The organism is Nonomuraea sp. NPDC001831, assembly GCF_042892035.1.
Classification (GTDB): domain Bacteria; phylum Actinomycetota; class Actinomycetes; order Streptosporangiales; family Streptosporangiaceae; genus Nonomuraea.
Map to the genome: position 1 here is coordinate 146421 of NZ_JBIATU010000007.1, position 11876 is coordinate 158296.

The 11876-nt window shown below is 70.1% G+C and carries 9 protein-coding genes; 7 read left to right on the forward strand and 2 right to left on the reverse strand.

Annotated elements, in window-relative coordinates; translation table 11 throughout:
* Window positions 1-83: 83 nt before the first annotated feature.
* The 3 genes from ACFYYW_RS23810 (at window position 84) to ACFYYW_RS23820 (ending at window position 2573) form a co-directional block, all read left to right on the forward strand.
* The gene (locus ACFYYW_RS23810) at window positions 84-284 is read left to right on the forward strand and encodes a hypothetical protein (RefSeq protein WP_387651549.1); all 201 of its coding nucleotides are present in this window, start codon (window positions 84-86) and stop codon (window positions 282-284) included.
* Between the two features lie 10 nt (window positions 285-294).
* Window positions 295-1818 (forward strand): SPFH domain-containing protein, encoded by a 1524-nt coding sequence (locus ACFYYW_RS23815; RefSeq protein ID WP_387651551.1) that lies wholly within the window; start codon window positions 295-297, stop codon window positions 1816-1818.
* Window positions 1819-1925: 107 nt separating this feature from the next.
* Window positions 1926-2573 (forward strand): hypothetical protein, encoded by a 648-nt coding sequence (locus tag ACFYYW_RS23820; RefSeq protein ID WP_387651554.1) that lies wholly within the window; start codon window positions 1926-1928, stop codon window positions 2571-2573.
* Window positions 2574-2576: 3 nt separating this feature from the next.
* Here the strand turns inward: ACFYYW_RS23820 and ACFYYW_RS23825 are convergent, their stop codons facing one another.
* Together ACFYYW_RS23825 and wecB are read right to left on the reverse strand one after the other, a co-directional pair.
* On the reverse strand, window positions 2577-4613 hold the full coding sequence (locus ACFYYW_RS23825) for a glycosyltransferase (RefSeq protein ID WP_387651556.1): 2037 nt from the start codon (window positions 4611-4613) through the stop codon (window positions 2577-2579).
* A 54-nt stretch (window positions 4614-4667) separates the two neighbouring features.
* The gene (wecB, locus tag ACFYYW_RS23830) at window positions 4668-5798 is read right to left on the reverse strand and encodes a non-hydrolyzing UDP-N-acetylglucosamine 2-epimerase (RefSeq protein ID WP_352318044.1); all 1131 of its coding nucleotides are present in this window, start codon (window positions 5796-5798) and stop codon (window positions 4668-4670) included.
* A 56-nt stretch (window positions 5799-5854) separates the two neighbouring features.
* Here wecB and ACFYYW_RS23835 point away from each other — a divergent pair, with 56 nt between their 5' ends.
* The 4 genes from ACFYYW_RS23835 to ACFYYW_RS23850 all read left to right on the forward strand — a co-directional run bounded on the left by ACFYYW_RS23835 (window position 5855) and on the right by ACFYYW_RS23850 (window position 11857).
* On the forward strand, window positions 5855-7528 hold the full coding sequence (locus ACFYYW_RS23835) for a glycosyltransferase family 4 protein (RefSeq protein ID WP_387651559.1): 1674 nt from the start codon (window positions 5855-5857) through the stop codon (window positions 7526-7528).
* A 115-nt stretch (window positions 7529-7643) separates the two neighbouring features.
* Complete coding sequence (locus tag ACFYYW_RS23840) at window positions 7644-8906, forward strand: nucleotide sugar dehydrogenase (protein WP_387651561.1); 1263 nt, start codon at window positions 7644-7646, stop codon at window positions 8904-8906.
* 19 nt (window positions 8907-8925) lie between these two features.
* Window positions 8926-10014 carry a glycosyltransferase gene (locus tag ACFYYW_RS23845; RefSeq protein ID WP_352318038.1) on the forward strand — a complete coding sequence of 363 codons (1089 nt, stop codon included), beginning with the start codon at window positions 8926-8928 and terminating at the stop codon, window positions 10012-10014.
* 43 nt (window positions 10015-10057) lie between these two features.
* The gene (locus ACFYYW_RS23850; RefSeq protein WP_387651564.1) at window positions 10058-11857 is read left to right on the forward strand and encodes a DUF4434 domain-containing protein; all 1800 of its coding nucleotides are present in this window, start codon (window positions 10058-10060) and stop codon (window positions 11855-11857) included.
* Window positions 11858-11876 lie beyond the last annotated feature (19 nt).

Sequence of the window (11876 nt, forward strand, 5' to 3'; positions counted from 1 at the left end):
TTCGAGAAACATTTTGCGTGGCCTATTACCGCGAATGCCCGTTTGGAGTAGCGTCCGGAACGGAAGCGAGCGGGGGGAGCGCGGTGGTCGGCAAGCAGGGCAGAGTCACCGGAAAGATCGGCCCTGGGCTCGTCGGCGAGGTCATGATCCCGGTCAGGGGCGGGGTGGAGGCCTTCTACGCCCACCCCAGCGTGCCCGACGAGGAGTTCGGCCTCGGAACCGTCGTCGTCGTGGTGGACTACTTCCCCCCGCGGACGGTTTACGTGGCCAGAGCACTCGTCTAGGGAGGGCCGGATGTCCCCCGAGGTCTTCATCGTCGCCGGAGCCGCGGTCGTCGCGGTCGTCATCGTGATTCTGCTGTTCAAAGCCGTCTGGCGGGTCGCCGAGCCCAACGAGGCGCTGATCATCTCCGGCCTGGGGGCGCGCCGCCGGGGCGAGGGCGTCGACAGCCTGGGCTTCAAGATCATCACTGGCAAGGGCACGGCCGTGCTCCCCGGCTTCCAGGCCGCCCGGCGGCTGCGCCTGGACACCAGGGCGGCCAATCTCCAGGTCTCCTGCGTCACCCAGCAGGGCATCCCCGTGCACATCCGCGGCGTGGTCATCTACAAGGTCGGCGACGACCTGTCCTCGATCGCCAACGCCGCCCGCCGCTTCCTCGACCAGCAGGACTTCATGACCAGCGCGATCCACGAGCTGTTCACCGGGCACCTGCGCTCGATCATCGGCAACCTCACCATCGAGGACCTGATACTCAACCGCGAGCGCCTGACCAGCGAGACCAGGGCCTCGGCGGCCGACGAGATGAGCAAGCTCGGGCTGATCGTCGACTCGCTGCAGATCCAGGAGATCGACGACGAGACCGGCTACATCGCCAACCTCGGCAAGCCGCACGCCGCCAGGGTCGCGGCCGTCGCCCGCATCGCCCAGGCTCAGCGCGACCAGGAGGCCACCGAGGCCGAGCAGATCGCCGCCGCCAACAAGGCCGCCGCCCAGCGCGACGCGCAGCTCAAGCGGGCCGCCTACCAGGCCGAGATCGACCGGGCGCAGGCCACGACCCGGCAGGCCGGGCCGCTGTCGGAGGCCACCGCCCGGCAGGAGGTCGTCGTCCAGGAGACCCGGGCCGCTGAGCTGGAGGCCCAGCTCGCCGAGCAGCGGCTGCAGTCGCAGGTGCGCAAGCCCGCCGACGCCAAGGCGTACGAGACCGTCACGCTCGCGCAGGCCGACCGGGACGCCCGGATCGCCCAGGCCCAGGCCGAGGCGCAGGAGACCGAGCTGCGCGCCGGGGCCCAGGCGAGCCAGGTGAAGCTGGCCGCCGCCGCGGAGGCCGAGTCCGTACGGCTGCGCGGCGAGGCGGCCGGCGCGGCCACCAAGATCGCGGGTGAGGCGGAGGCCCAGGCCGCCCAGGCGCGCGGGCTGGCCGAGGCGCAGGCGGCCAGGGCGCTGGGCCTGGCCGAGGCCGAGGCGATCAGGGCGCGGGCCGAGGCGCTGAAGGAGAACCAGGAGGCGGTCATCGCCCAGCAGCTCGCCGAGCGCTGGCCGGAGGTCGTCGAGGCGGGCGCGAAGGCGTTCGGGAACGTGGACCACATGGTGGTGCTGAACGGCGCCCAGGGCGTGGAGGAGCTGCTGGCCAAGGCGCTCACGCTCGGCGGCACCGGGATCGGCCTGGCCAGGGCGCTGCTCGACGGCGGAAGCCGGAACGGCGCCGAACCCGGAGTCCCGCGCGAGCCCAAAACCACTCGCGAGCCTGAAGTCCCGCGCGAGCCCAAAACCACTCGCGAGCCTGAAATTCCTCGTGAACCTGCCGAATTCCGTGAATAGCGCCGTTACTCGGCTCCTTACTCGGCCCTTCCTCTAGCGTTTTCGAAAAAGCCGCTAGAGCAAGGGGAGAATTCGTGCTTAAGGCTATTTCGGGGGTATGTCTGAGCATGATGGTCGTCGCCGGATGTTCCGCCGGCGAGGCCGGTGATCAGGCCGCCGGGTCGGCGCAGCCCGCCGCGTCCTCCTCGGCGGTGGAGGCGGCCCGGCTGCGCGCCGCCCTGCTGCCCGTGCCCAAGGGCATGCGCATCGCGTACGGGCCGGAGATGGGGGCGTTCGGCTCGCTCAAGTCCACCCAGGAGGGGCTGGCCGCCATCCAGCAGGCCAAGCTGGAACGTCCGGAGTGCGCCGGGGCCGCCCAGCTCGACGCGGCCAAGCCGGAGGTGGCCCGGGCGCCCGCCGCCGTCATCGCCTTCTCCGCCGCGCGCGGCTCGATCACGCAGGCCGTCGTGTCGATGCCGTCGGCGTCCATGCCGGCGCCGCTGCCGCCGCAGTGCGCCCTGTACAAGGCCACCGTCGAGGGCGCGGACGTGACCTACCGCACCGCCAAGCTGGCCATGCCGGCCAGGGGCGACGAGTCGCGGGCGTACCTGACGACGGCCTCCGGCGGCGACAAGCGCGCCCAGATCGGGTCGATCGTGATCAGGCGGGCCCACCTGATCATGAGCATGCTCGTCGTCGGCGAGAAGGTGAAGGCGGCCGGCCTGTACGAGCTCGCCCGCCTGGCCGACCAGAACCTGGCCCGCGTCACCCGCTGAGGCTCAGATGAGCACGTGGTCGTCCGGGCGGCCGACGAAGGAGAACTGGGCGTTGCGGGTCAGCTTGATGTGGTCGGCCTGCCAGGTGTGCATCGAGGCGTCGGCGCTGCGCCAGTAGACGAAGTTGAACCGGTCGGCCGAGTAGATCTTGACGGAGTCCTCCTTCAGCCGGCGTACCAGCTGGGTGTCCTCCCCCCGCGTGATGTCCGCGAAGCCGTACGAGCGGAACATGTCCGCCTTGCCGAGGAACGTGCCGCCCTGGACGAGGAAGGAGTACCGGTGCTCCAGGCCGGGCAGCCGGAGCATGGTGGTGTTGCTGCCCTCGAAGTACGCGTAGTGCGCGCCCTTGCCGACCAGCTCGGCGTCGGAGTAGTCGAACGCGCGCACCAGGTCCGACAGGTAGTGCTCGCCGTAGAGGTTGTCGTCGTCCATCTTGGCGATCAGGTCGCCCTCGGCGGCGGCGATGCCCAGGTTCATGCAGGCGCCGAGCGTCAGCTCCGGGGCGGCGGGCAGCACGACGACGTCCGTGATGCCGGCCATCCGCGCCTTGTCGGCGACCACCACCGGGTCGATGTCCAGCCCGTGCAGGACCATGACGAGCTGCAGCGGCCGGTGGAGCTGCCGGGCCACCGACGAGATCGCGTGCTCGATCTGCGCGGCCCGGTTGGTCGGCAGCACGACCGAGATCGAACGTGACCGCGGCGTGGTGGCGTGGCCGAGGTTCTGCAGGATCTGGTCCACCCGGTGCGAGAACAGGTGCTTGTCGAAGACCTCCCGCATCGCCAGGTGGCCCATCCTGGCCCGCAGCTCGGGGCTGTTGATCAGGTGCAACACCTGGTTGTACGACTCGACCGGCTCGCGCGCGATCGGCACCAGCTCGCCGAACGTCTCCTCGATCGCCCGCGACCAGCCCGACACCACCGGGGTCGCGCACGCCGACAGCTCGAAGACGCGGCGGGCGCACATGGTCGGCGAGTCGAGCACCGAGTTGACGTTGAGGAAGACCTTGTACATCCGGTACGCGGCCAGCATCTGGTCGTAGGGCAGCTCGCCCACGATGTGCGGCCGGTACTTCTCCGGCCAGGCGTACTTCTCGTCCACCTCGCCGTTGCGGGCGAAGATGTGCAGGCCCAGCTCGCGCACCGGGTCGAGGACGACCTCCATCTGCTCGCGCCGCTCGGGGTGCTTGTCGCGGAAGTACATGCCGGCGAACACCACGTCGTGCAGCCGGCCCTGCTTCTGCTGGATCGGGTTGTGCACCCGCGGCTGGGCGGCGAACTGCAGCACGTCGACCCGGTCGTGGCCGAGCACCTCGCGGTACTTCGGCAGCATGTCGCCGTCGCAGGTGAACACGTAGTCGAACAGCTTGGCCGTGTCGATGAAGAAGTCGAAGTTCGGCGGGTCCTCCTTGTTCCAGAAGACCGTGGGGATGCCCTCGGCGCGGCACCAGGCGACCAGGTCGCGCAGCGGCTCCTTGGGGGCGTTCGTGCCGGTCATCTGGTAGCGCCAGCGGCCCTGGTTGCCGTGCCAGGCCGACTCGCAGAACAGCAGGTCGGGGCGCTTGTCGGCGAAGATCTCCGGCCAGTCCTTGAGGCCGAACTCGATCTGGTCCCACTCGTACCTGAAGGCCATCCTGGAGAAGTCGTCCAGGATGACCGCCACCTTGAGGTCGGGCCGGTTGACCGGGCCGAGCGGCCACTTCGCCGCCGGCACCTCGACCAGCGGGGGGCGGTGGTTGGCGAGCTCGACCGCCTCGGTGACCGGCATGGGCGGCTTGGGCGCCTTGTCCTTCGACCTGACCGCCTCGACGATCCTGCCCGGGCTCTTCGAGCCCAGGGCCTCGCCCAGCTTGAACGTGCGCTTGGCCTGGGTGGCCTCCAGCTTCCAGCCGGCGTACGCGGCCTTGGCCTCGGCGATCTCCAGCCGCCGCCGCAGCTCCCTGACCTCGGCCTCGTACCGCTCGATGAGCTTGCGCTCCTCGGGCAGCCAGTTGACGGGTCCCAGTCGCTGGAACGCGGGGGGCTCAGGGTTTTCGGCCATGGTGATACGCCTATCGCTCAGCGGAGGTATGTCATAGTACGGCGGATTCAGTCGCTATTCGGGGCGTTTGGCCTGGGAAGCCGGGGCCAGGTTGTCGCCCTTCAGCCACGCCGCGATCACCGTCGCGATGCGCGGACCGGCCTTGCCGTCCCACAACACCGGCAGCTCGCCGGCCGGGGTGGCGGCGCCGTCGGCGAGCGCCTTCTCCGCGGCGGCGGGCAGCAGCGCGGGCGTGACCAGGCGGTTCGTGCCGTGCGTGATCGTGATCGGCCGCTCGGTGTTGGGCCGCAGCGTCAGGCACGGGACGCCCAGCATGGTCGTCTCCTCCTGCACGCCGCCGGAGTCGGTGACGACCAGCGCCGCGCCCCGGACGAGTGAGAGGAAGTCCACATAACCCAGCGGCTCGATGACCTTGATCGTGTCGCCGTCCACCAGACCCGCCTCGGCCAGCCGCGCCTTGCCGCGCGGGTGCACCGGCACCACGACCGGCGTCCGCCGCGACACCTCCAGCACCGCCTCGACCAGCTCCCTGGCGGCCTCGGCGGTGTCCACGTTGGCCGGGCGGTGCAGGGTCGCCACGGCGTACCGGGACGGCAGGCCGAGCCGCGCCACCACCGGCGCCGGGTCCAGCGAGGGCAGCGCGGCGAACAGGCTGTCGATCATCGGGTTGCCCACCAGGTGCACCTTCGCGGGCGGCACGCCCTCCGAGGCCAGATAGGCGAGGGCCTCGGGCGAGGTGACGAACAGCAGGTCGGCCAGCGCGTCGGTGACGACCCGGTTGACCTCCTCGGGCATGCCCCGGTCGAACGAGCGCAGCCCGGCCTCGACGTGCGCCGTCCTGATGCCGAGCTTGGCGGCGACCAGGATCGCGGCCAGCGTCGAGTTCACGTCGCCGTAGACCACGACGAGGTCGGGCTCCTGGGCGACGAAGACGTCCTCCAGGCCCACGAGCAGGGCCGCGGTCTGCCTGGCGTGCGTGCCGGAGCCCACCGCCAGGTTGGCCACCGGCTCGGGCAGGCCGAGATCGGCGAAGAAGACGTCCGACATCAGCGCGTCGTAGTGCTGACCGGTGTGGATGATGCCCTGCCGCACGCCGAGTTCACCGAGTGCACGCACCACCGGGGCCGCTTTCACGAAATTGGGACGAGCACCCAAAACGTGCAGGACCAGGGGGTTCTCCCTCATTGACCTCGCCTTTCATAGCGGAAGGGAAAAAACGCTGCCTATGGTACGGTCCCAGCGTGGCATCCGACGCCAGTCGTCAAGACTCCTCCAAGGTTTCCGCGAAGTCCGCCCGGGCCGGCGTCGGGGGACTTCTCAAAGGCTTCGTCCAGCACCCCGTCATCGTCTCCCGCGTCGTCGTGACCAAGGTCAAGTCCGACCCCGTCCGCGTGGCGCAGGCCGCCGCCGACGCGCTCCCGCCCAAGCTGCGCCCGTTCGTCGGCAGCGTGGCCTGGCCGGCCGCCCGTGGCGCCCGGCGCATGGTCCGCAAGCTCGGCATGCGCATGATCAAGGCGCCGTGGAACGAGGCGAAGGCCCACTGGGACGCCGGCCGGGTCTCCGAGGCCGCCGAGGTGCTCGACGCGCACACCAAATACCCCTTCGTCAAGCGCAGGGCCGCCTACTACCGCGGTGAGCTGGCCGCCATCAGCCCCGACCCGATCCCGCCGGGGCCGAAGGTCGCCATCGCCGGGCGCGTCGAGGGCCGCGTGCTGCACCTGGTCACCAACGCGCTGCCGTACACGCAGGCCGGCTACACCGTGCGCACCCACCGGATCGTCACCTCCCAGAAGGCGGCCGGGCTCGACCCGCACGTCGTGACGAGCTGGGGCTGGCCCATGCTCCAGGGGCACGCCGACGCGCCCGCGCAGGAGGAGATCGACGGCATCCCGTACTACCGCCTGCTGCCCGACGGGCACGGCGAGGTGCCGTTCGAGATGCGCGGCCGCATGGTCAAGGGCGCCGAGGGCGTCACCCGCCTGGTCGAGCAGCTGCGCCCGCAGGTCCTGCACGCCGCCACCGACCACCGCAACGGCTCGGTCGCCCACGCCGTCCGCGACCGGACGGGCACCCCGTTCGTCTACGAGGTGCGCGGCTTCCTGGAGGAGACGTGGGCCTCTCGCGACCCGATCCGGGTCGGCAGCCAGCGGCACGTGCTCCAGCGCGAGCGCGAGGCGTTCCTCATGCGCGAGGCCGACGCGGTCGTCACGCTGGCCGAGACGATGGCCACCGAGATCGTCGAGCGCGGCGTGCCCAGGGAACGCATCCACCTGGCCCCCAACGCCGTCGACGACACCCTGCTGTCGGCCCACTACGACGGCGCCTCCTTCCGCGAGGCGTACGGCATCGCCCCCGGCGAGATCGTGGTCGGCTCGGTGTCCAGCATCGTGGCCTACGAGGGCTTCGCCACCCTGCTGCGCGCCGCCGCGCTGCTGCGCGACGACCGCACGCCGGTGCGGGTGCTCATCGTGGGCGACGGCGCCGAGCGGGAGAACCTGCTCGCCCTGGTCGAGGAGCTGGGGCTGCGCGACGCCGTCCTGCCCGGCCGGGTGGGTCCCGACGAGGCGCTGCAGGCCCAGGACGCCATCGACATCTTCGCCTGCCCGCGCGAGGACCTGCGGGTCTGCCGGCTCGTCACGCCCCTGAAGCCGGTCGAGGCGATGGCGCTCGGCAAGCCGGTGGTGCTCAGCGATCTGCCCGCGTTGTCCGAGCTCGTCGGCTCCGACGGTGCCGGCCTGCTGGTGCCTCCCGGCGACCCGGCCGAGCTGGCCAAGGCCATCGCCGGCCTGCGCGAGGACCCGGCCAGGCGGGCGGAGATGGGCGAGGCCGGACGCGCCGAGGTCGCCGCGAAGCGGACCTGGAGCCGCGTTGCCGAGACTTATCAAGCCCTGTACCGATCGCTTGCCGAAAGATGACCTCCACGTTGCCTGTACGTTGTGACGGGTTCGGTCGCATTAGGCGTGAGCTAGGTGGACTTGAGATAACCTTTGCGACCATGAAGTGTTGTTTCCGGCTCTCGAAGGCACTGCTGTGACAGAAATCGACTTGGCTGTCATCGGCCTGGGCTACGTCGGTATGCCGCTTGCGAAGGAAGCGGTTGCCGCCGGGCTGCGGGTCGTCGGCGTGGACGTCGACCCCCGGAAGGTCGACGCGCTCAACGCCGGGCAGTCCTACATCGATGACCTGACCGACGCTGACCTCGATCACATGCTGGCGAACGGATTCAGCGCGACGCTGGACGAGTCCGTGCTGGCCAGAAGCAACACGATCGTCATCTGCGTACCCACCCCGCTGGACGAGGACCACCGTCCCGATCTGTCCGCGGTCGAGGGCGCGACCAAGGCCGTCGCCCGCAACCTCAGCAAGGGCACGCTCGTCGTGCTCGAATCCACCACCTGGCCCGGCACCACCGACGAGGTGGCCCGCCCGCTGCTGGAGCAGTCGGGCCTGGCCGCCGGCGTGGACTTCCACCTGGCCTTCTCGCCCGAGCGCATCGACCCGGGCAACCCGAAGTTCGGGCTCAAGAACACCCCGAAGGTCGTGGGCGGCTACACGCCGGTCTGCCGCGACCGGGCGACGGCGTTCTACAACCAGTTCATCGAGCAGGTGGTGCCGGTCAGCGGCACCCGCGAGGCCGAGATGGCCAAGCTGCTGGAGAACACCTACCGGCACGTCAACATCGCCCTCGTCAACGAGATGGCGATCTTCTGCGACGAGCTCGGCATCAACCTGTGGGAGTCGATCGAGGCCGCGGCCACCAAGCCGTTCGGCTTCCAAAAGTTCCTGCCGGGGCCGGGCGTCGGCGGTCACTGCATCCCCGTGGACCCCTCGTACCTGTCCTACACCGTGCGCAAGCTCGGGTACCCGTTCAGGTTCGTGGAGCTGGCCCAGGAGATCAACGAGCGCATGCCGTCCTACGTGGTGGCGCGCGTCCAGCGACTGCTGAACAGACACAAGAAGCCCGTGAACGGCGCCCGAGTGGTTATGCTCGGCGTCACGTACAAACCGGATATCGCCGACGAACGGGAAACTCCGGCTCTGCCGGTGGCGCGTGCGCTGCTGGAACTGGGGGCCGACCTCTCGTTCGCCGATCCGTACGTCAAGGAGTGGTCGGTCGACGGCACTCCGGTGCCACGGGAAGAGGATCTGGCCGAGGCCGTGGTCAACGCCGACGTGACGCTGCTGCTGCAGCAGCACGCCGCGTTCGATCTGGCCATGGTCGAGGCGAAGGCCAAGCTCGTGCTGGACACCCGCGGTGTGCTCACCGAGGGTGAACGCGTCGAGCGGCTGTAGCGACGGAGGGCTGCGCGCAGTGCACGTGCTCGTCATGACGGTGGTGCATAACCCCGAGGACGCGAGAATTCTGCATCGGCAGATCCGTGCCCTCGTGGATGCCGGTCATGAGGTCACGTATGCCGCCTCCTTCTCGGCACACGGGGTCGTACCGCGTCCATGGGTCAACGGCGTCGATCTGCCCAGGGCCGCCCAGCGCAAACGCATGGCGGCCGTCTGGGCCGCCCGGCGGCTGTTCAAGCGCATGCGGAACAAGGTCGACCTGGTCCTGATCCACGACCCGGAGCTGCTGTTCGCGGTCTGGGGCGTGCGCAACCGGCCGCCGGTGGTCTGGGACGTGCACGAGGACACCCCCGCGACGCTGTCGCTCAAGCCGTGGCTGCCCTCGTTCCTGCGCCCGCCGGTGCGCTTCTTCGCCCGCATGCTGGAGGGCACGGCCGAGCGGCACATGCATCTGCTGCTGGCCGAGACCGCCTATGCGGGCCGCTTCAAGCACGCCCACCTGATCGTGCCCAACGAGACCTGGGTGCCGGACTCGGTGACGCCTCCGGGCGACGACCGGGTGGTCTACCTCGGGTGGTTGTCGCGGGCGCGCGGGGTGTTCGAGGCCGTCGAGGTGGCCAAGCTGCTGCAGCCGTACCGGGTGACGGTGGAGCTGATCGGGTACGCCGATCCGCAGAGCCGTCCCATGCTCAACCAGGCCGTCGCCGACGGGCTGCTGGAGTGGCGTGACTTCATGCCCAACGACGAGGCGCTCAAGCGGCTCGACGGGGCGCTGGCCGGGCTGTCGCTGCTGCACGACGAGCCCAACTACCGGCACTCGATGCCGACCAAGATCGTGGAGTACATGGCGCACGGCATCCCGGTCATCACGACGCCGTCGCCGCGCGCGGTCGAGCTGGTGGAGCGGTACGACAGCGGCGTCGTCGTGCCCTGGGAGGACCCGAAGGCCGTCGCGCAGGCGGTGCTGACGCTGCGCGACGACGTGCGCGAGCGGCGGGCGCAGGGTGCTCGCGGGTACGCCGCGGCCCGCGCGAACCACCACTGGCCGAACTCGGCCAAGCGGTTCGTGACCCAGCTTGAGGCATGGGCCGGAATCACCCGATAGCGGTTTATCTCCGGCAGATCACGAGAGCGGTAGGTTCCTGAACGTGCGATGGCTCTTCCTGCTCGTGGGCGCAGCCGTCCTGGCCGTGGTCGCGGTGGTGATCATCCTCTTCCCGTCGTCGTCCGAGCGGCCGGTCGCGTCCTCGTCGAGCACGCCGAAGCCGTCCAGGACGGTCTCGACGCCGCCGCCGCCGAAGGTCAAGGAGTTCACCGACCCCTGCGGCACGTTCGACACCACGACCAAGAACTTCTACGCCGTCACCGGCTACTGGATCACGCCGAAGTCGAACCCGTGCACCTGGCGTCACCAGCTCCAGGAGATCCACCGCGCCGGCGGCGACACGATCATCAGGATCGGGTACGGCCTGCAGTTCCGGAGCGTCTCCGACGACACCGGCGAGGTGCTGGCGAAGGACGGAACGCTCGACCCGCTGTACAAGGCGTGCGAAGAGGACGGCCTGAGCTGCCACGACGCCGCCGAACGGGACCTGCGCAAGGCCAACCCCGGCAACCGGATCGGGCGCACGTACGTCTACCGCACCGACGAGGCGTTCGGCGGCGGCCTGTTCCGCTGCCCCAAGATGGAACACGCGGTCAAGGCCGGCGACCGCATCTACTACCGCATGGTCGCCCCTCCGGACGGCTCCGACGACGCCACCTGCGACTTCACCAAGAAGGCCACGTCGTACGACCTGATCCTGGTGGCCGGCTCGGCCAAGGACAGCCTGAACGAGCTGCTCGACCTGGCCGACCAGTTCAGCATGCGGGTCTTCCCCGCGCTGCCGCTCGCCCCGCGCGACTCCGAGACGCCGACCAGGGCGAACAAGCGGCACATCGGCACCCTCACCACGCTGACCCGGCGCATCCTGCAGGACTACGGCGTGCGCTTCGCCGACCGGCAGGCCCTGGGCGGCGTCTACCAGCCGTTCGAGGTCCAGATGGGGGCCACGCTGGCCACCAACCCCACCCTTGAGGTGTACGCCGACCAGCACCGGATCGTGGAGCAGGAGCTGGGCAAGCCGATCCTGATCAGCCCGTACCTGGACGCGCGCAAGCGGGTCGGCTTCGGCCAGACGCCGGCGCAGGTGGCCGAGGCGTTCAAGGCGCTGGCCCGGACCGGCGTCGGCATCATCGCCCCGCAGGACAGCCGGGGCACCGGCAAGGTCGGCCTGTTCTGGCCGGACGAGCGCGACACCGAGGTGGACGACCGGCTGCGCCCGGTGGTGGGCGAGGCCACGTACGGCACCGCGTACCACGGCTCGACCCGCGACTACTACCGGGAGATGGCCAAGGCCCGCGACGAGATGCTCCAGGCCGGTCACGAGGTGGAGCTGTGGGCGAACGTGGAGGCGTTCGAGCCGTCCGGCAAGCAGCCGTGCGCCCCGCAGGGCACCCGCGGCCAGACCGACAAGAAGCGCCTGGACCAGGCCGTCACGATGGCCGGCCGGTACGTCCAGAAGATCGTCTCCTACATGTGGAGCGACTTCATGACCTGCGGCGACCCCTCGCTCCAGGACGAGATCGCCCGCGACTGGCAGCGCCCGATCGCCGTGGACGCCATCAGGCGGGCCCGCGACCCGCAGGACGGCGTCGAGGTGCGCGGCTACAACCTCGACGGCAGCACCGTGCTCGTCGAATGGTCCGGCGGCACCAAGGAACTGGTGGTCTCGGCCGTCGGCTGGCTGGACAAGGACCCGCTGGACGAGCACCCGGCCCGGATGGCGACGGCCTGGGTGCCGTTCGACTGGACCCAGGTGCCGCCCGGGGAGTGGGTCAAGATAGGGATCAAGGGGGCGTCCGGCAAGGAGGCCACGACGCCCCTCCACGTACGCATATCCGCATAGGGCAGACGGGACTCCGTGT

What these genes read in the sequence shown, in the direction of transcription:
- ACFYYW_RS23815 (WP_387651551.1), top strand. Translation starts at nt 295, where the DNA reads ATGTCCCCCGAGGTCTTCATCGTCGCCGGAGCCGCGGTCGTCGCGGTC.
- ACFYYW_RS23820 (WP_387651554.1), top strand. Translation starts at nt 1,926, where the DNA reads ATGATGGTCGTCGCCGGATGTTCCGCCGGCGAGGCCGGTGATCAGGCC.
- ACFYYW_RS23825 (WP_387651556.1), bottom strand. Translation starts at nt 4,613, where the DNA reads ATGGCCGAAAACCCTGAGCCCCCCGCGTTCCAGCGACTGGGACCCGTC.
- wecB (WP_352318044.1), bottom strand. Translation starts at nt 5,798, where the DNA reads ATGAGGGAGAACCCCCTGGTCCTGCACGTTTTGGGTGCTCGTCCCAAT.